Source organism: Pseudomonas monachiensis, assembly GCF_047345015.1.
GTDB classification, from domain to species: Bacteria; Pseudomonadota; Gammaproteobacteria; order Pseudomonadales; family Pseudomonadaceae; genus Aquipseudomonas; species Aquipseudomonas monachiensis.
This window is the reverse complement of the sequence record NZ_CP178857.1, coordinates 205,879-224,735: the sequence shown is the minus strand read 5'-3', so window position 1 is coordinate 224,735 and position 18,857 is coordinate 205,879. Positions and strand designations below refer to the sequence as shown.

Here is an 18,857-nt window from a genome sequence, read left to right as displayed (position 1 = left end):
TCCCATGGCCTCCCTGAACAAGCAACAGAAACGCGCCAAGCGCGCAAAAGCCAAAGCCAAGCAGATCCGCATGGTCGGCAGAAAATCCATCGTGGATCAGGACCTGCCCGATTTCGGCGAGCCAATCCCGGAATACACCCTGGCGATGTTCAGCAAAATGCGTGACGCCGAAGCGGTCAGCCGCAGCGAAATGCTCTCGGTATTGCTGACGGACCTCGCCTTTATCATCATCGACCATCCAGAACTGCTGGACATGGAAAACGCCGACGACGAAGGCATGGCCGCCACCCACCTGGCCGCCGACATGCTGATCGACTACCGCATGTGGGCCGACGGCATGGACCGCGACGCCGCCCAGGCATGGCTGAGCGAGCCACAGTTCATCGCCGATTTCGGCGCTGCACTGGATGTCTACCGCGAGTCGCTGGAAGCGCCGGAAGAAAAAGCCGAGTAAGGGTTACGCCCAAACAAAAAAGGCCGCTTTTGTCATCACTGACAGCGGCCTTTTTTGGCTCTGATCGAGCGCATTCCTTCCGTCAGGCACCACGTATATCCCGTTGACATATCCAACACAAAACCTATCCTTTGGACTCATCGCACCAGCAAAAGCGCAGGAGGTCCAAATGGAACAGACAACCCTTTTCATGAGCAATCGAAGCCAGGCCGTTCGCCTGCCGAAAGCTGTAGCCATGCCAAGCGACGTGAAACGAGTCGACGTCGTCGCCGTAGGTCGAAGCCGAATCATCACGCCCGCCGGTGAAACCTGGGACAGTTGGTTCGATGGCGAAAGCATCACGGCAGACTTCATGACCGATCGCGAGCAACCCGCCGATCAGGAGCGTGAGTCGTTCTGATGATCAAGTACATGCTCGATACCAACATCTGCATCTTCACCATCAAGAACAAACCACAGGTGGTACGGGAGGCGTTCAACCGTCATCACGGCCAACTGTGCATCAGTGCGGTTACGCTGATGGAGCTGATCTACGGCGCGGAAAAATCAGCAGCGCCCGAAAAAAACCTGGCGGTCATCGAGGGCTTCGCCGCCCGACTTGAAGTCCTGCCCTTCGACAACGAAGCAGCAGCACACACCGGAATGATTCGATCCGAGCTGGCAAAGGCAGGCAAACCCATAGACCCGTACGACCAGATGATCGCGGGGCACGCACGCTCACGCGGGTTTATCGTGGTCACCAACAACCTGCGGGAGTTTGAGCGAGTTCCAGGGTTACGCGTAGAAGACTGGGCTCATGTCGACTGAACACATGACAATCAACAGAAACAAAAACGGCCGCTTGTCATCACTGACAGCGGCCGTTTTGCATTACGCGGTATGGATCAGTTCAGCACTACCGCGCCGCGTTTTTCCAGCTTGCGGCGGCGAGCCACCAGCAAGCCGGTCGCTACCACCAGGGCACTGAGCAAGCCGGTCGCAAGAATTTCCACGCGATGGGCATCCTGGAACAGCATGATGGTCAGGGCCGCGACAATGAAGACGATCACCGCGTAGGTCAGGCCCGGGAACAACCACATGCTGAAGGCGATTTTCTCGCCGCGCGCGATACGCTGCTTACGCATGCGCAGTTGCGAAATCGCAATCACCAGGTACACCAGCAGTGCGATGGCACCGGAGCTGGCCAGCAGGAATTCGAACACCGCAGCCGGAGCCACGTAGTTGGCGAATGTTGCCAGGAACGCGGCACCGGTGGACAGCATCACCGCCCAGTAAGGCGTGCCACTTTTGTTGGTGCGCGTGGACATCGCCGGCGCATCGCCGCGCTTGCCCAGGGAAAACATCATGCGCGACGACGTGTAGAGCGCCGAGTTCAGGCAGCTGGTCACGGCAACCAGTACCACAATGTCGACGATCATCTTGGCGTTCGGGATGCCCATGCGTTCAAGCACAGTCTGGTAAGAACCAACGCTGGCCAGGATCGGGTCGTTCCATGGCACCAGGGCCACAACGATGAAGATCGACACGAGGTAGAACAAGCCGATCCGCCAGATCACCGAGTTGGTGGCCTTGGAGATTTGCTTGCCCGGATCTTTCGATTCGGCGGCCGCGATGGTCACGATCTCGGTGCCCATGAAGGAGAACATGGTGGTCAGGATCGCACCCAACACTGCGCCCATGCCGTTTGGCAGGAAGCCCTGGGTGTCGAACAGGTGCGAAACACCGCTGACCTGGCTGCCCGGCAGGAAGCCGAAGATCGCCATGAGGCCCAGAACAATGAAACCAATGATGGCCAGCACTTTGATCAGGGCGAACCAGAACTCGAACTCACCGTAGTTCTTCACGCTGAACAGGTTAGTCACGGTCAGCAGCATCGTGATGACCAGGGCGAAGGCCCAGATGTCCACGCCAGGGAACCAGGCATGCAGGATGGTCGCAGCGGCGTTGGCTTCCAGCGGAATTACCAGCACCCAGAACCACCAGTAGAGCCAGCCGATGGTGAAACCGGCCCAGTGACCGATCGCACGGTCGGCGTAAGTCGAAAACGAACCGGTGTCCGGCGAGGCAACGGCCATTTCGCCGAGCATGCGCATCACCAGCACCACCAACATGCCGGCGGCGGCGTAAGCCAACAGAACAGCCGGACCTGCAGCGGCGATGGCGTGACCCGAGCCAACGAACAAGCCGGCGCCGATAACACCGGCAATCGACAGCATGGTCACGTGGCGCGGTTTGAGCCCCTGTTCGAGGCCACTAGAGCTTTGGGTACTGCTCATTAAAACTACCTTTGTAAGGAGAAGCGAATGCGTGCATCCCGTTCGGCGAACCTTCTCGTAAAAAGAAGCCAACAGGGCGTTCTGGATTCTGCACGCAATAATTGCGCCAAAATATTTCAAAACCCTCTAACCCGGCGATCTCACCCCGACCGGACAGTCATCGCAACCCATTGAATTCAATGGCACTTTGCCAGAACGTTACCCTGCCACCCACTTTGTGGGGTGAATCAGCGCACCGGAAACACACCTGAAAATGGCTCCGCGCACATTAAAAGTGCACAAGCGGTGCATTTGGCCGGATAGCGCTTCCAACACCCTGCCAAAGCTGGCAACATCGCGCCTTTTTTTGCGGCAGCCACCGCGCTTTTTATCGACAGGCAAGGTTCAAACGGCTGTTCGGTTGTTGATGGGGCGACAGTCTGCTGCGCCGATGCGACAACCTGCCACGCACCAGCCGTTTACCGTCCGTAGCGCTGTTGGCTGCCATTGAAACGCTATGCTAGGTTGGCCGCCTCGCCAGGAAGGCCGCCAACAGCAGGAGCGCAACATATATGAGGAACGCACATGGCTGAGGCCACGCCCGCGCTTGAAATCCGCAACTTGCATAAACGCTACGGTTCGCTGGAGGTGCTCAAAGGCATCTCGCTGACCGCCCGCGACGGCGACGTGATCTCGATCCTGGGTTCCTCCGGCTCCGGCAAGTCCACGTTCCTGCGGTGCATCAACCTGCTGGAAAATCCGCACCAAGGCCAGATCCTGGTCGCCGGCGAAGAACTCAAGCTCAAGGCGGCGAAGAACGGTGAACTGGTGGCCGCCGATGGCAAGCAGATCAATCGCCTGCGCAGCGAAATCGGTTTTGTATTTCAAAACTTTAATCTGTGGCCGCACATGAGCGTGCTCGACAACATCATCGAAGCCCCGCGCCGCGTACTCGGCCAGAGCAAGGCCGAAGCCATCGAAGTGGCCGAAGCCCTGCTGGCCAAGGTCGGTATCGCCGACAAGCGCCACGCGTACCCGGCGCAGTTGTCCGGCGGCCAGCAACAACGGGCGGCCATCGCCCGCACCCTGGCCATGCAGCCCAAGGTCATCCTGTTCGACGAGCCGACCTCGGCGCTTGACCCGGAAATGGTCCAGGAAGTACTTAATGTCATCCGCGCGCTGGCCGAAGAAGGCCGCACCATGCTGCTCGTAACCCACGAAATGGGCTTCGCCCGTCAGGTCTCCAGCGAAGTGGTGTTCCTCCACCAGGGCCTGGTAGAAGAGCAAGGATCGCCACAGCAGGTGTTCGAAAACCCGCTTTCGGCGCGCTGCAAACAATTCATGTCCAGCAACCGCTAACGGAGCTACCCACATGCAGAACTACAAAAAGGTCTTCCTGGCTGCCGCCGTCACCCTGGCGTTCAGCGCCGGTGCCATGGCCGAAACCCTGAAGATGGGCATCGAAGCGGCTTACCCGCCGTTCAACAATAAAGATGCCAGTGGCAATGTCGTCGGCTTCGACAAAGAGATCGGCGACGCCCTGTGCGCCAAGATGAAAGTCGAGTGCACCGTCGTGACCTCCGACTGGGACGGCATCATCCCGGCCCTGAACGCCAAGAAGTTCGACTTCCTGATCTCCTCGATGTCGATCACCGACGAGCGCAAGCAAGCGGTGGACTTCACCGACCCGTACTACTCCAACAAGCTGCAGTTCATCGCCAAGAAAGACATCGACTTCAAAACCGACAAGGCGGCGCTCAAAGGCAAGATCATCGGCGCCCAGCGCGCGACCCTGGCCGGCACCTTCCTGGAAGACAACTATGGTGACGACATCACCATCAAGCTCTACGACACCCAGGAAAACGCCTACCTCGACCTGACTTCCGGCCGCCTGGACGGCATCCTGGCCGACAAGTACGTCAACTACGAATGGCTGAAAAGCGACGCTGGCCGTAGCTACGAGTTCAAGGGCGACCCGGTGGAAGAAAGCGACAAGATCGGTATTGCCGTGCGCAAGAAGGACCCGATCCGCGAGAAGCTGAACACCGCGCTCAAAGAAATCGTCGCTGACGGCACCTACAAGAAGATCAACGACAAGTACTTCCCGTTCAGCATCTATTGATACTGACCTGCCTGACCGGCGCCTGATGGCGCCGGTTCTCGGCCTTGCCTGCCGCGATTTGAAAAGAAATCCATGATTATCGACCTCTACGGATTCGGCCCGGCGCTCGCCGCTGGCGCGCTGATGACTGTGAAACTGGCACTCTCGGCCCTGTGCCTGGGGCTGGTACTCGGTCTGCTCGGCGCCTTGGCCAAGACCTCCCCGTACAAGCCGCTGCAATGGCTTGGCGGCACTTACTCGACCCTGGTTCGCGGCATCCCGGAATTGCTCTGGGTGCTGTTGATCTACTTCGGCACGGTCAACCTGATGCGTGCCTTGGGCGAGTTCTTCGGCAACCCCGACCTTGAACTCAACGCCTTCGCCGCCGGCGTGATTGCGCTGGGCCTGTGCTTCGGCGCCTACGCCACGGAAGTGTTTCGCGGTGCGATCCTTGCCATTCCCAAAGGCCATCGTGAAGCCGGCGTGGCCCTAGGCCTGTCGAAGTGGCGCATCTTCACCAAGCTGATCATGCCGCAGATGTGGCGCATCGCCCTGCCCGGCCTGGGCAATCTGTTCATGATCCTGATGAAGGACACCGCGCTGGTGTCGGTGATCGGCCTGGAAGAAATCATGCGTCACGCGCAAATCGGCGTGACCGTCTCCAAACAGCCGTTCACCTTCTATATGGTGGCCGCGTTCATGTACCTGAGCCTGACGGTGCTGGCGATGACCGGCATGCACTTGCTGGAAAAACGTGCCGCTCGCGGCTTCGCGAGGAGCACCCAATGAACTGGGAAGTCATCATCAAGTGGCTGCCGAAACTGGCCCAAGGCGCAACCCTGACCCTCGAACTGGTGGCCATCGCCGTGATCGCCGGCTTGCTGCTGGCCATCCCACTGGGCATCGCCCGCTCGTCGCGCCTATGGTGGGTGCGGGCATTTCCCTACGGCTACATCTTCTTTTTCCGTGGCACGCCGTTGCTGGTCCAGCTGTTCCTGGTCTACTACGGCCTGGCGCAGTTTGACGCGGTCCGTAACAGTTCGATGTGGCCGTACCTGCGCGATCCGTTCTGGTGCGCCACGGCGACCATGACCCTGCACACCGCTGCCTACATTGCGGAAATCCTGCGGGGCGCCATCCAGGCGATTCCACCGGGCGAGATCGAAGCGGCACGGGCGCTGGGCATGTCCAGGCCCAAGGCACTGTTCTACATCATCCTGCCGCGCGCCGCGCGCATCGGCCTGCCGGCCTACAGCAACGAAGTGATCCTGATGCTCAAGGCCAGCGCCCTGGCCAGCACCGTGACCCTGCTGGAACTGACCGGCATGGCCCGCACCATCATTGCCCGGACCTACCTGCCGGTGGAGATTTTCTTCGCCGCGGGCATGTTCTACCTGGTAATGGCTTACGTGCTGGTGCGTGGCTTCAAGCTGCTGGAGCGCTGGTTGCGCGTCGATGCCTGCCAAGGGCGTTGATACCGGCGTGTTGACGGGCGAGGCCCTGCTCGCCCGTTTCACCGCGCTGGATGCTTTTCTGACAGAGCATCAGGCACTGTGGAAACCTCGGCCGTTCACTCATCTACAGCTGCCTTGGGAAGCGTCCTACCCGGAGCTGGCCGCATGGCTACGCGAGCGAACGCTGGAAGACGCGGAAAACGCTCACAACCAACCCGCCCTCCTGAATGCACCCGAACCCTTTGCTTTCTTGGCAACAATGTCCGTTGCCTTGAGTGCCGTGGATGAATTGCCCGCGCGCATGCTCGAAGCGGCCGGCCATCGATTGAACGTCGATGTACCGGGGCGCAAATGGCAGCAGATCGAAGCCTTCGCCAGTCGCTTGCAGTTTTCCGAGGCACCGCAGCATTGGCTGGACTGGTGCTCAGGCAAGGGACATCTGGGCCGCCGCCTGCTGCAACCGGGGCAACAACTGACATGCCTGGAATACGACCCGGCACTGGTCACCAGCGGCCAGGCACTCAGCCAGCGCCATCACCTGCATGCGCTGCATATCGAACAGGATGTGCTCGCGGCAGACGCCGCTTGTCTACTGCGTGCGTATCACACGCCCGTCGCGCTTCACGCCTGTGGTGATTTGCATGTGCGGCTGATTCAACTCGCCAGCGCCACAGGCTGCAAACAGCTCGCCATTGCACCGTGCTGCTACAACCGAATCAGTCTTGCCCAATACTCGCCGATTTCCTCGGCCGCCAATGGCTCCGGCCTACAGCTTTCCCTCGAAGACCTCGCGCTGCCCATGAGCGAAACCGTTACCGCCGGTACCCGCGTGCGACGTCAACGCGACACCTCCATGGCCCGGCGCCTGGGCTTCGACTTGCTGCAACGGCAACTGCGCGGCCTGGACGAGTACCTGCCAACCCCTTCCCTGCCCAGCGCCTGGCTGGACAAACCCTTCGCCGATTACTGCCATCACCTGGCCGCACTCAAAGAGTTATCCACAATCGGCCCGCAAAATTGGCCAGCCCTCGAAGCCGCCGGTTGGCAACGACTGGCCGAAGTGCGCAACCTTGAACTACTGCGCGGACTTTTCCGACGCCCGCTGGAGCTTTGGCTGGTCCTTGATCGGGCACTTTTCCTCGCCGAGCGGGGCTACAGCGTCCGCGTCGGCACCTTCTGCGAAACCCCGCTCACGCCGCGTAATTTCCTGCTCCTGGCCGAACGCGTCTAAACGCATCCGACCTGTGGATAACTCTGTTGATGGAATTATCGTGGATCCAATATCCATGCAGGTTTCAGAGCTAAATCCACACTGTTCATTTTTTGTACACCCGAATAAAAAATCGAAAAAACAGGTATTTGCGGACAAATGAGAACAGATCCACAAATTCGGCCTAAACCCGGTGCGCTGCCAATCGCATTGTGCATAAGCATTTAATAAAAACGACATAAACGCCTAATCCCGGACCGTAGACCGGGGAAATTGCACCCTTTCATTACTCTTGATATACACACACGCAAGGGCGCCGGCAGCGCGGCCACAAACAAGAACATTTCTCCGACAGGATGCGCCAGTGACGTTCATTTCCTACGCACAGAATTTCGAAGACATACGCCTGTGGCGCGCCCTCAAAACCGTTGAGAACGGCTTCTACATCGACGTCGGGGCAAACCACCCCACCCATGACTCCGTCACCAAGGCGTTCTATGACCATGGCTGGACCGGCATCAACGTCGAACCGATGCCCAACTACTACGAAGCCCTGTGCCAGCAACGTCCCAAAGACACCAACCTGCAATGCGCGGCCGGGGAAAGTGCTGACGACCTGACCTTCTACGGCATCGCCGGCACCGGCCTCTCGACCCTCGATCCGACCATGGCGAAATTGCACAAAGACGCCGGCATGGACGTGCGCAGCCAAACGATCAAGTCCCGCACCCTGACCTCCATCTGCGAAGAACACACCCAGGGCCGCGCCATCCACTTCCTGAAAATCGACGTCGAAGGCCACGAAGAAACCGTCCTGCGCGGCATGGACTTCAGCCAATGGCGGCCATGGGTGATCCTCATCGAAACCCCCTGGGCCCGCGACCAGACCTGGGAAACCCTCGTCACCGACGCCGGCTACCACTCCATCCTGTTCGACGGCATCAACACCTACTACCTCGCCGAAGAACACCTGAACCTCAAACCCGCCTTCGACATCCCGCCTTGCAACCTGGACGAGTTCCAGTTCTGCAAAGGCCACAACTTCAGCCACCCCGTCAGCGACGCCGAACACCAACTCGCCGCCGCCCTGCAACGCGCCGAACAGGCCGAAGCACAGCTGCGCGCGATGCAAAACAGTCGAGCCTGGCAAGCCATCCAGAAACTCAAGAAAACCCTGCTGCGCACCTGACCTGAAGCTCGTGCAAAAATAGTCAGAATTCAGGGGTTTACAGAAGCCAGCCAATCGCTATAATCGTCGCCCTGACACGCCGGTATAGCTCAGATGGTAGAGCAACTGACTTGTAATCAGTAGGTCCCGGGTTCGATTCCTGGTGCCGGCACCACATTAGGCTCCATTGCATTCCACCGAATACTCTGGAAGCCCCGAAAACCCGCCCTTTGGCGGGTTTTTTCGTTCCAGGACCCTCCGTCGGGATCCAACAAAATCCCCCTTCCCCGAGGGTATGTTAGGGGTACTGCGATTTCCCGGTCAGGAGCGCGTACCCCTATGCCACGTCTAGCGATCCCCCTCAGCGACCTGCAATGCCGCACGGCCAAAACCCGCGAACACGCCTACAAACTGTTCGACGGCGGCGGCATGTACCTTTTCGTCAAACCCAATGGCGTGAAGACCTGGCGCTTGAAATACACCAAGCCCAGTGGCAAGGAAGGTACGCTCATCATCGGCAATTACCCCATCGTTACCCTTTCCGTCGCACGACGTAAGCGCGATGAAGCCAAGGCGTTGTTGCTCGACAACCTCGACCCAATGGAAGAAAAGAAGAAGGCCAAGATCGTAGCCCAGCGGGCGGCACTGCTTTTCGAAACCGTTGCTCTGGAGTGGCACGCCGACATGTCCCGTCGCTGGACCGAAGGCCACGCAAAAACCGTAATGAGCCGACTGCGCACCCACGTCTTCCCGCTGATCGGCCAACGCCCCATCGCCGAACTCGATACCCACGACCTGCTAGAGATCACCCAGCGCATCAAGGAACGCGGCACCATGGATGTGGCGTTAAGGGTACAGAACTACTTATCCACCATCATGCGCGGGGCCAAAAGGGCTCGGCAGATCACCATGAATCCTGCACTGGATCTGGCAGGCTCGATTCACGCGCCGCGCACAATCCATCGCCCGGCCCTCTCCCTCAACCGTCTACCCGAGCTTCTACACCGTATCGACAACTACAACGGCCGCGAGCTGACGCGCCTCGCCGTCCTGTTGACGCTGCATGTATTTGTCCGCTCCAGCGAACTGCGCTTCGCGCGATGGAGTGAGTTCGACTTCCAACGCGCCATGTGGGAAATCCCCGATACCCGCGCACCGATTGAAGGGGTACGCAACTCCACACGCGGGACCAAAATGAACGGCGACATTCAAATGGTTCCGCTCTCGCCGCAGGTCATCGAAATACTGGAGCGCCTGCGCAGCCTCAGTCGTTTTTCAGAGTTAGTGCTACCGGGAGACCACAAGTACTGGAAGCCCATGTCCGAGAACACGGTGAACACCATGCTCCGCAACGTCGGCTATGACACCAGCAAGGACGTGTGCGGCCACGGCTTCAGGACCATGGCCTGTAGCGCCCTGCTGGAGTCCGGGTTATGGACCGACGCAGCCATCGAACGGCAAATGAGTCACAAGGAACGCAACCGCGTGCGCGCCGCTTATATCCACAAGGCCGAATTCCTCGAACAGCGTCGGCTGATCATGGCGTGGTGGAGCAACTACATCGACGCCAACCGCCATGGGCATGTGACGCCCCACGAATTCGCTCACCCGGTCGGCGACAACATTACAGCCCTACAAAATAGCCGTGGCGCATCCAAACGTGGGTAAGCCAAAGAGATCACCGCAGTCCGCCCTTCTACGCGGGTCCATCCAAGCGGGGCTGCAAAGCCGCCCTGCTTGGATGGACCTCATTTAAAAAATCTAAAGCCCACGCAAACTGTCTGTGGAAAACCACTGATTTCCACTGGTGGATAATTTCATCCACAGCCGCAGAACTCCCGGAAATTCGAGCCTTGACCCGAATTATCCACAGGCGTAGAAAAGATCTGGCAAAGCGCTGTCGTTGACAGCGACCCAGGTAGCCAGGACCTTTAAGGCTACGCCACACCGTGGTGGTTCTCCCCAAGTGCGTTTAGCGTCCGGCAGCACGCACGGTCACTACCCATGTGATGGATGCCACTTCTACTCATGGCCCTCGTGCGCCAGATGCCCCTTTACTTCGCTGCCCTGCAGCAACCTATCCGCTTGGCCATTTCATTGCGCCAACCTGCGCCCGTCTCTTTCTTCCGGAAAGAGACGGGCGCTACTACCACTGCTGCAGCCCAACTCGTACAAGGCTTTGCGGCATTCCCCCTCGTGACAATCGGCGTGACAAACACCGAAGTTACCAGCAACAGCGATGCCGATGATGGTGCCGCAGCCCACGGAATGGACTGCACCTGACTGACAGTCAGGTATGCCCCGGTCGTCGCCTCACTGCCTTCACCCGACTCAGGATCTCGCGGCGCTGGTCTCGTCAGCCAGTGCAGCCTCCACCCGCCCACTTCTGCGGAAGTGCTCAGGAGGCCAGATTATGAGATGCCTAAGCTCCCGGTCGTAAAGAGCCGCCAGTCCCGCGTTAGTGGACAACCCTCACAGGTCGCAGGGGCCTTGATCCCTGATAACACTCAGCATTCTTGGCGGGATGACGTGGGGAAGGTTTCGAAGGTTTGGCTTCGAGAGGAATATGGTCATGGGATTAGTAGCTAGACGAGATGGGCGCAATTTTGGCTATGGCCGGCAACTGAGCTTTGCAGGACCGCAGGCACTGAAAGACCTGTTTGGCGGCGGGCATTACGGCACGGTCAAGGCGCACAGTGATCGGTGGCAAGCGTTTGTACGCTGGTGTCGGTCGGAGGAAGGGCCGGGGTTTAACGATGCGCGGCAAATTAATTGGCAGACCTTGCTGGACTACGCCGGACATCTGCGTCAGCAAGTTGACCAAGGTGAGCTCGCCATCGCCACCGCGCTAAACCGGTTGTCCAGCGTCAACCGGACCATGGCCGCGCTTCGCGGTGATCAGTATGTGAAAGTGCCGAGTCCGAGCAAGGCGCTGGGAATGCGGCGCACCAGCGTTCGTTGCTCGGTGCCACAAGGCCAAGACCGCGAACACGTGAAGCGGATCGTAGAGGTACTTTGCAAACATCAGCAGCCGCGCACCGCGGCCATCGCTAAGTTAACGCGAGCCACTGGCATGCGTCTGCGCGAAGCGATTCTGGCCGACCTACCGCGACTCAAGCGTGAAGCCGAACACTACGACAAGATCAACATCCAGGACGGCACCAAAGGCGGCCGATCCGGTGCGTCAGCACCTCGCTGGATTACGGTAGATGACCATATTCGAGAAGCTCTGAGGTTTGCCGAACAGGTTTCGCCCGATGGTGGCCGCAACCTGCTGGCACCGAACGAAAGCTACCTCGATTTCTTGCAGGGGATCGTCCGCCCCGCCCGAGATATCCTCCATACGCACAACTTCAAAGGCTTCCACGAACTGCGCGCGGCTTATGCGTGCGAACGCTATGAGCAAATCACCCGCCATCCCGCCCCCATCAACGGAGGCCATTGCTATCAACTCGACCGACGCCTAGATCAGGATGCCCGAGTACAAATCAGCTATGAGCTGGGGCATGGCCGTATCGACGTGGTGTCGGCTTACATTGGTGGTCGAGCATGAGCAAGCCATTCGATATGGAGCTGTTCCTGTCAGGCGTCCTGACCGGGTCGCATACCACCCGCCAACGCCACCTACGTCAGGCGAAGGCTATCCAAACAGCAATCGCTGAGCGCTGGCAACGCGACAATCCATGGACTTGGCAAAGAAAACACCTGGCGTGGTTTTTGAATCACCACCTAAACCAGCACGCTGAATCGACGCGGTATTACTATTTGCTGACCATGCAATTACTCACTCATCGCTTAGGAAAACCCTTTCAGTTCAACCGCTAAACGAATGTCAGAAGACGGCCGAGGCTGTGTAAAAACGTTTTAGCGCAGGATTGAGGTTCAGAACCAGAACGGAAATCGCGTTCCTACGCAAATTTCAGGTCTGCTGATTAACCAAGGACTGCCAGATTTTACGTAGCGACGCAGACTTTAAAACGGTGCCTGCTTATTTACACAGCCTGGGCCAGAAGCGGACGTCCAGGAACGACTGCTTCCGGTCGATTCTGTTGAAAAAGTCGGCCATGGTTTGCGCAGCAGAAAAGTATGCGTCCGAGATTTAAATCTTTGCTTTCGGCAGAGGCTTCCGGACGCAGACTTTACGTAGCAGCGTGCAAAAAAGGCGATTTAACCAGTGAATGACCAGACTGTTTGGGCGAACCGACTTTTCAACAGAATCGGCCAAAAGCGGTCATCGAGTGACTACAAAAGCAGAGGCGATCCAGCATGGCCGGGGATGTCTACCGGAGCGGGGGTAGTCACTTCTTTCATGACGGACTGCAAAGAATCATGTACGGCGTATGGAGATGCCCTTGACGACAATACTCACCCATTGCGCCCACAACTGCTCCATTCCGTTTTGACTTATAGGAGTTGCATCCGCCCGCCAAGACAAGCTCAGGATGCCATTTGCAGCTGCCCATAACGAGGTGGCAGCCAGGCATGGGTCTATCGTGGGGTCAATGGTGCCGTCAGCTATGCCATCGCGTAAGGCTGCTTCCATCTTGCTGTTCTGGTGCCTTATCAAATCGCTCATTCGCGCGACCGCTTCAGGCTCATTGGGGGGATCTGCGAGCAGGCGGAACTCATTTGGCCGCTCACAAGCGAAGCGAAAATAACCCTGTGCAACGATCCAAAGTCGCTCCATGGGCGTCCCGGCAGCCGCATAAGCTGCGTCCATGTAAACCTTGTTTTCCTCAAAGGCCCGTTCAGCAACAGCCATAAGCAAAGCTGATCGCCCGCCAATCCTGTTGTAGATGGTCTGCACCGCAATATCTGCCCGTTCAGCTACGGCCTCGAGAGTAAAAGCGGCCGCTCCGCCCTCCAAAAGCAAGGCTTCGGCATTCTGGATTATCGCTAGCCGCGTGGCTTCAGCCTTGCGCTGGGTGCGAGTGGGAGCGGGAGCGGGAGTAGAGGGCGTGGAATTTGTCATGGCGCGAGTATACACGACGATTGGTTGTTGTATGTTCATCCAAAAGTGGAATAGCATCAAAAAAATAACAAAGGTACCCGCCATGTTCCAACGTCTCGATGTCTCTTTTCCATCCGGCGACGCAAGGTGCGCCGCTTGGCTGTACCTGCCAGAACAACCTAAGCCACATCCCGTCATCGTGATGGCTCACGGCCTGGGTGGCGTACGAGAAATGCGCCTAGAAGCGTTTGCCGAGCGCTTCTGTGAGGCCGGATACGCATGCCTGGTGTTCGACTACCGCAACTTTGGTGCAAGCCAAGGCGAACCTAGGCAACTGCTGGACATCAAGCGTCAGCAGGAGGATTGGCGATCAGCCGTTGCCTATGCTCGAACCCATGACGATTTGGATGCCGCAAAGGTAGTCCTATGGGGCACTTCGTTTAGCGGCGGGCACGTGATCTACACCGCAGCGGCTGATGCAAAGATCGCAGCTGTGATGGCCCAGTGCCCTTTTACTGATGGGTTGGCGTCATTACTAAAGGTCGACCTGTTCACTTCGCTCAAATTGACCGCATGGGGTGTCGCCGACGTGGCTTGCTCTCTAATTGGTGCCGGGCCTGTAACCGCCAAATTAGCTGGGCCAAAGTGGTCTGCGGCGCTTATGACCGCACCGGATGCGGAGTCTGGGTATCTTGGATTGGTACCCGCTAAATACCCTTTCAAGAATTACGTAGCGGCTCGATTTGCGCTGGCTATCGGGCTCTATAGGCCGGGGAAAAAGACCCCGAAGCTTCTTTGCCCAATTTTATTTTGCATCTGCGAAACAGATAGCGTCGCACCTACAGGCCCCACATTGCGCCATGCCAAAAGGGCTCCTGACGCTGAAATTCATATGTGCAAGGAAGGACATTTCGACATCTATGTCGGGGAGGCCTTCGAGCATGTCATCCAGAAGCAAATTTCCTTTCTAAAGCGTCGCGTCTCACGCGGAGCCGCACGCTTCCACGCTGCATGACTTAGCGCCATCGCTGTCTGCCCAACAATAACAATATCGAGATATGAACATGTTTCATTTGCAGGATAAGGTCGTATTAATTACTGGCGCGGGCGGAGGCATTGGTGCCGCAACCGCTCGAGCAATGCATGCCGTCGGCGCGAAGGTTGTACTGCTGGACGTAACAGAAAACGCTATCCAAGAGCTTGCAACGGAGCTTGGCCCACGAACTCTAGCGATATTCGCGAGCGTCACCTCCCGCGAAGATTTGGATCGAGCGGTTGCGAGGGCTGTAGAGACCTTTGGTGGAATCGACGTCGTGTTCGCTAATGCGGGTATCGCCTGTGATCCGCCCACGACCATCAGAAATATGGACGAGGCGACATTCGAACGAGTCGTTGAGGTCGACCTATTGGGTGTTTGGCGGACGGTGCGTGCGTGTCTGCCCCAGATTTGCGCCCGCAATGGTCATGTCCTAGTCACGTCATCCGTATATGCGTTCGTCAATGGGGTGGTGAATGCGCCCTACGCCATGTCCAAAGCTGGTGTAGAGATGTTCGGCCGCTCTCTTCGGGCTGAACTTGCAGGGACAGGTGCTACTGCAGGTGTTCTTTACCCAGGTTGGGTATCGACAGCGATCGCCAAGAGCGCTTTTGGGGGGAATGCAGAAGCCACTGAGCTTGTGAAGCTGGCGTACCCAAGTGTGTTGAGAGCGCCTATTCAGCCAGCGAGAATCGCGGAGGCAGTCGTCAAGGGGGTTCAGACTCGTTCTGCCCGAATTAACTGTCCGCGCCGGTGGATCCCCATTTCTATTCTTCGAGGGATCTTTAATCTGCTCACGGATTTGACTTTGGACCGTGATAAAAGAATTCATGCGCTGATTCGCAAGATGGAAAAATAACTGCCCTGTGCAGATAAACTGATTTATTACTCTCAGTGCCAAGCTCAGAGGGCAGTCAGCAAGTTTGCTCCGCTTAAGCGGCTTACACATGGACATTAAGATGAACAATAAACCTACTATATTCATCACAGGCGCGGGCAAAGGAATTGGTGCCGAAACGGCCTTGTTTTTTGCTAAGCAGGGATACCGAGTCGCAGCGACAGACATCAGTGAGACAGACCTTGTCATGCTGAAAAAGAAACTTGGTGGAAGTCATTTCTATCGTCGTCTAGATGTTACTCAATCTGATGAGTTTGCCGCCGTGTTAAGTGAGTTTGCGTCCGAGAGCGGCGGTGCCATTGATGTGCTGTTCAACAACGCAGGCATAGCCTTCATCGATGATTTTGAGAAAGTGACTCTTGAGAAACACCTCTCGGTCACCGATGTCAATGCTAAGGGGATACAGATTGGTGCCTTCCATGCGCTCCCGTACCTTAAGGAAAGCGCGGAGCCGGCGATGATTAACATGTGTTCCCTCAGTTCTGAATATGGCGTACCAAGCGAGGCATCATATTCAGCCAGCAAGTTTTGGGTAAAAGGATTTACTGAGGCCTTAAACATCGAGTGGGATCGATACGGGATTTATGTATGTGACGTGATGCCAAATTTTGTGGCTACGCCAATGATGGATGCGGCACATGGAAATATCGTCGACTCGGTAGGTATTCATCTAAAAGCCAGCGATGTTACTGCAACAGTATGGAAAGCCGTGCAGAACCGAAGGGGCGTTCATTGGGAAGTTGATACCTGGCGTCCTCGACTGATGCGTGCCGTGACTAAATTTCTGCCACAGCGCACGCGCAGAGCCATTATTAAGAATCTGTCGGGCTATTAGTTAAATACCTTCTAGTCTCCATCAACTTGGTATCCGTTACGGAGAAGGGGTCATCATATATAGCTTCTAGCCACCGAACAATCTAACTCTGGCAATAATAGTAGTAGGAGAACTGGATCAACGAACAGTTCTCCGGTGAGGCGCCCTTGCCTGCAATAAGTAAAGTGTTGCCGATCGGTAATAGAAACCTTGGAGCGGATTCAAGCCCCTTCTTATCTTCTGCCCGACCAATTACGCCCTTCTGGGCTACACGAGGAATGATCATGATCATCACCCTTCATGAACTTGAGGAGCTCAGCACTAAGGCAGAGAAAAAGCCTTTTGATGTCGGATTCGAGTCGGGACTTTCCGGCCTAACACTCTTCGACTGCCCTTATGGCCATGTCACGGATGAAGCCTACCGGCAGCGCCATGAGTGGCTAGAGGGATTTCTCACGGCTTTGGCGCATAACGGAACTTCAGGCGCGTTCTGATCGCCCGTGATCGGAGCTAGTTGCCGGCGTAGCTCCGCGCGCTCACCGCGCTATTTGTCATTACCTCGCAAGGCAGCATCTGCAGCAGAGCACGCCGGCGAATCGGGCTACAAGGTGCCTTCTACAGGGACCTTTTCACAACATCGATGAACGCCAACCGGCACTGCCAAGTGCACCGGAAGGTGAAGCTTTGCCTGCGCACCAATCAATAAAAACAATACGAGGTGGGAAATGAAACTGAGCAACCGTGCAATCATGTATCTCTCAGTCGTGGGAGAAGTGTCTGCCTGGACTAAATTCGCAGGTGTCGTGGCAATACTCAGCGCTTCCACAAGCGTCCTAGCCAATGGCATTGCCTTAAATGAACAAAGTGCAAGCAGTGCGGGTACTGCTTATGCGGGGAGATCGTCTTCTGCGCTGGACGCCAGCACTATCTTTGGAAATCCTGCAGGTTTGACCAAATTGAAACGTACCGAGATTTCCGGCGGAGCCGCGGTCGTCTCGGTGAGCGATGACATCAGTGACGCGCAGAGCAGTGCCCCGGGAACGAACAAAGGGGACTCGGTCCCTTTGGGGGTTGTGCCCTTTGCCTACATGTCGACGCCGCTTGACGATCGTTTTTCGATGGGTCTGGGCCTGTATGCTCCGAGTGGTCTGATCAATGATTACGAGAGCAGTTTTCAAGGCCGTTACCATGGTTCCTATAGCACGACCAAGGAGATCACCCTGCAGCCCACCATTGCCTGGCGGATCAATGATTACGTGTCCATTGGTGGCGGACCGACCATAAACCGCTTCAATGCAAAGCTTCAGAACTACCTGGCCACCGGCGCCCTGAACAACGGCGAAGACACGCTGGTCACCATCAAAGGCGATGACACCGCACTTGGCTACAACGTCGGCATCTTGATTGACTTTACCGAGGCCACCAGCTGGGGGATCAACTATCACTCGAAGGTGGACTATGAACTTGAAGGGCATACTGAGGTTTCCGGCTCCCCGAGCTTTATTTCGCTGGATGGAAAGTATGACAACAAGATAGATCTCACGATGCCCGAATCCGTGGATACGTCCATCACCCATCATTTCAACAGTCGCTGGACGGGTTACCTGGGAGCTACCTGGAAACGCTGGAGTCGGATCCAGAAGGTTGAGGCCCTCAACAGCGGTCTTTCCCCCCTGGGCCAGGCAGCTGGCCTGGGAAGTGTGACCGAAGAAATGAACTGGCGTGACACCTGGTCTGGTGCTCTGGGTGCCTCTTATCAATTGAACCAGCAATGGCTACTGCGCGCAGGCTACGCCTATGACCCGTCGCCCATCAGGAACGCCGATCGCAGCGTGCGCGTTCCGGTCGGGAATCGCCAAGCCGTGACCTTGGGCGGTGCTTATTCGCCGAATCCCGATCTGACGATCGACTTTGCTTACGGTTATCTCTGGGATTCCAAAGTCTCGGTAAAGCAATCGAACAACTCAGGTCTTCAACCGGAATACAGTGCCAACTACGACAACAGTGCGAATGGGGTTTCGGTTCAGGCCACTTATCGGTACTAACCGCCCTGATGACGCAACGCCCATTCCTGAACCTGTAAGGTGGTTCGTCACAGGGATCGTTGTTGACAGGCAGCAATTGGCCGTCTGCTGTCTGTCACCACGGCAGTTTTTGGCGGATTCCTGCCTATTCTCTACGGAGGGGATAATCGACAACGTTCGAGTTCAGGAGGCTTACCATTCCGTATGTGGCTCTGAATTACTTGCAGACTGACAACGTGCTGACCTCTAAAAAATCCCGAGTTCGATTCCACCGAACGCCATAACTAGCTGATTTATTTATAGTTACTAGTTGGGGTACGCCGAATTTTCCAGCGAATTCCAGATCCGCAGAAAACCTGGCCTCGCAGCAAGCTACCGTTCGTCTGGTGCCGGCACCATACAAAACAAAGCCCTCGTAGAAATACGAGGGCTTTGTTGTTTCTGGGGGGTGGAAACTCCCCTAGAAGCGGCCACATTGCTGCGATAAGACCA

General features: G+C 56.9%; 19 protein-coding genes and 1 tRNA gene. 18 read left to right on the top strand and 2 right to left on the bottom strand.

Annotation, left to right across the window (positions count from 1 at the left end; genetic code table 11):
• The first annotated feature begins 4 nt into the window (after positions 1–4).
• From ACMDB8_RS00955 to vapC, 3 genes are all read left to right on the top strand, one after another.
• On the top strand, positions 5–454 hold the full coding sequence (locus ACMDB8_RS00955; RefSeq protein WP_056725825.1) for a hypothetical protein: 450 nt from the start codon (positions 5–7) through the stop codon (positions 452–454).
• Between the two features lie 169 nt (positions 455–623).
• Entirely contained in the window at positions 624–854 is a 231-nt protein-coding gene (vapB, locus tag ACMDB8_RS00950) for a type II toxin-antitoxin system VapB family antitoxin (RefSeq protein WP_056725827.1), read from the top strand.
• A complete protein-coding gene (vapC, locus tag ACMDB8_RS00945; RefSeq protein WP_056725829.1) occupies positions 854–1,261 on the top strand; it encodes a type II toxin-antitoxin system tRNA(fMet)-specific endonuclease VapC in 408 nt (135 codons plus the stop codon). Before vapB ends, vapC begins: the two co-directional genes overlap by 1 nt.
• Before the next feature lie 77 nt (positions 1,262–1,338).
• Here vapC and gabP read toward each other — a convergent pair whose 3' ends face one another.
• Complete coding sequence (gene gabP, locus ACMDB8_RS00940; protein WP_056725832.1) at positions 1,339–2,730, bottom strand: GABA permease; 1,392 nt, start codon at positions 2,728–2,730, stop codon at positions 1,339–1,341.
• Between the two features lie 564 nt (positions 2,731–3,294).
• Between gabP and ACMDB8_RS00935 the strand changes: the two genes are divergently transcribed.
• From ACMDB8_RS00935 to ACMDB8_RS00890, 10 genes are all read left to right on the top strand, one after another.
• A complete protein-coding gene (locus tag ACMDB8_RS00935; RefSeq protein ID WP_007972784.1) occupies positions 3,295–4,068 on the top strand; it encodes an ABC transporter ATP-binding protein in 774 nt (257 codons plus the stop codon).
• Between the two features lie 13 nt (positions 4,069–4,081).
• On the top strand, positions 4,082–4,831 hold the full coding sequence (locus ACMDB8_RS00930; RefSeq protein ID WP_015093061.1) for an ABC transporter substrate-binding protein: 750 nt from the start codon (positions 4,082–4,084) through the stop codon (positions 4,829–4,831).
• A gap of 72 nt (positions 4,832–4,903) precedes the next feature.
• A complete protein-coding gene (locus ACMDB8_RS00925) occupies positions 4,904–5,599 on the top strand; it encodes an ABC transporter permease (protein WP_056725834.1) in 696 nt (231 codons plus the stop codon).
• Positions 5,596–6,285 carry an ABC transporter permease gene (locus ACMDB8_RS00920; protein ID WP_056725836.1) on the top strand — a complete coding sequence of 230 codons (690 nt, stop codon included), beginning with the start codon at positions 5,596–5,598 and terminating at the stop codon, positions 6,283–6,285. Before ACMDB8_RS00925 ends, ACMDB8_RS00920 begins: the two co-directional genes overlap by 4 nt.
• Positions 6,266–7,495 (top strand): methyltransferase, encoded by a 1,230-nt coding sequence (locus tag ACMDB8_RS00915; protein WP_409079110.1) that lies wholly within the window; start codon positions 6,266–6,268, stop codon positions 7,493–7,495. The genes ACMDB8_RS00920 and ACMDB8_RS00915 overlap by 20 nt, the downstream gene beginning before the upstream one ends.
• A 343-nt stretch (positions 7,496–7,838) precedes the next feature.
• Positions 7,839–8,663: an FkbM family methyltransferase gene (locus tag ACMDB8_RS00910; RefSeq protein WP_409079109.1), complete on the top strand. Its 825-nt coding sequence runs from the start codon at positions 7,839–7,841 to the stop codon at positions 8,661–8,663.
• Positions 8,664–8,741: 78 nt separating this feature from the next.
• Positions 8,742–8,817 (top strand) — tRNA-Thr (locus ACMDB8_RS00905).
• Between the two features lie 164 nt (positions 8,818–8,981).
• Positions 8,982–10,310, top strand: coding sequence for a tyrosine-type recombinase/integrase (locus tag ACMDB8_RS00900; protein WP_108216166.1), 1,329 nt, complete (start codon positions 8,982–8,984; stop codon positions 10,308–10,310).
• Between the two features lie 904 nt (positions 10,311–11,214).
• Positions 11,215–12,195, top strand: coding sequence for an integrase domain-containing protein (locus ACMDB8_RS00895; RefSeq protein WP_108216164.1), 981 nt, complete (start codon positions 11,215–11,217; stop codon positions 12,193–12,195).
• The gene (locus tag ACMDB8_RS00890) at positions 12,192–12,467 is read left to right on the top strand and encodes a hypothetical protein (RefSeq protein WP_108216163.1); all 276 of its coding nucleotides are present in this window, start codon (positions 12,192–12,194) and stop codon (positions 12,465–12,467) included. The genes ACMDB8_RS00895 and ACMDB8_RS00890 overlap by 4 nt, the downstream gene beginning before the upstream one ends.
• A 502-nt stretch (positions 12,468–12,969) precedes the next feature.
• On the opposite strand, the gene ACMDB8_RS00885 is transcribed toward ACMDB8_RS00890, so the two are convergent.
• Positions 12,970–13,698, bottom strand: coding sequence for a TetR/AcrR family transcriptional regulator (locus ACMDB8_RS00885; protein WP_154861231.1), 729 nt, complete (start codon positions 13,696–13,698; stop codon positions 12,970–12,972).
• On the opposite strand from ACMDB8_RS00885, the gene ACMDB8_RS00880 reads away from it, so the two are divergent.
• The 5 genes from ACMDB8_RS00880 (at position 13,697) to ACMDB8_RS00860 (ending at position 18,386) form a co-directional block, all read left to right on the top strand.
• On the top strand, positions 13,697–14,608 hold the full coding sequence (locus ACMDB8_RS00880) for an alpha/beta hydrolase (protein ID WP_108216161.1): 912 nt from the start codon (positions 13,697–13,699) through the stop codon (positions 14,606–14,608). The genes ACMDB8_RS00885 and ACMDB8_RS00880 overlap by 2 nt on opposite strands.
• A gap of 43 nt (positions 14,609–14,651) precedes the next feature.
• A complete protein-coding gene (locus ACMDB8_RS00875) occupies positions 14,652–15,488 on the top strand; it encodes a short-chain dehydrogenase/reductase (RefSeq protein WP_230138893.1) in 837 nt (278 codons plus the stop codon).
• Positions 15,489–15,588: 100 nt separating this feature from the next.
• Entirely contained in the window at positions 15,589–16,362 is a 774-nt protein-coding gene (locus ACMDB8_RS00870) for an SDR family oxidoreductase (protein ID WP_108216483.1), read from the top strand.
• A gap of 263 nt (positions 16,363–16,625) precedes the next feature.
• Positions 16,626–16,835 carry a hypothetical protein gene (locus ACMDB8_RS00865; protein WP_409079108.1) on the top strand — a complete coding sequence of 70 codons (210 nt, stop codon included), beginning with the start codon at positions 16,626–16,628 and terminating at the stop codon, positions 16,833–16,835.
• A 231-nt stretch (positions 16,836–17,066) separates the two neighbouring features.
• Positions 17,067–18,386 carry an outer membrane protein transport protein gene (locus tag ACMDB8_RS00860; protein WP_108216159.1) on the top strand — a complete coding sequence of 440 codons (1,320 nt, stop codon included), beginning with the start codon at positions 17,067–17,069 and terminating at the stop codon, positions 18,384–18,386.
• Positions 18,387–18,857: the final 471 nt, after the last annotated feature.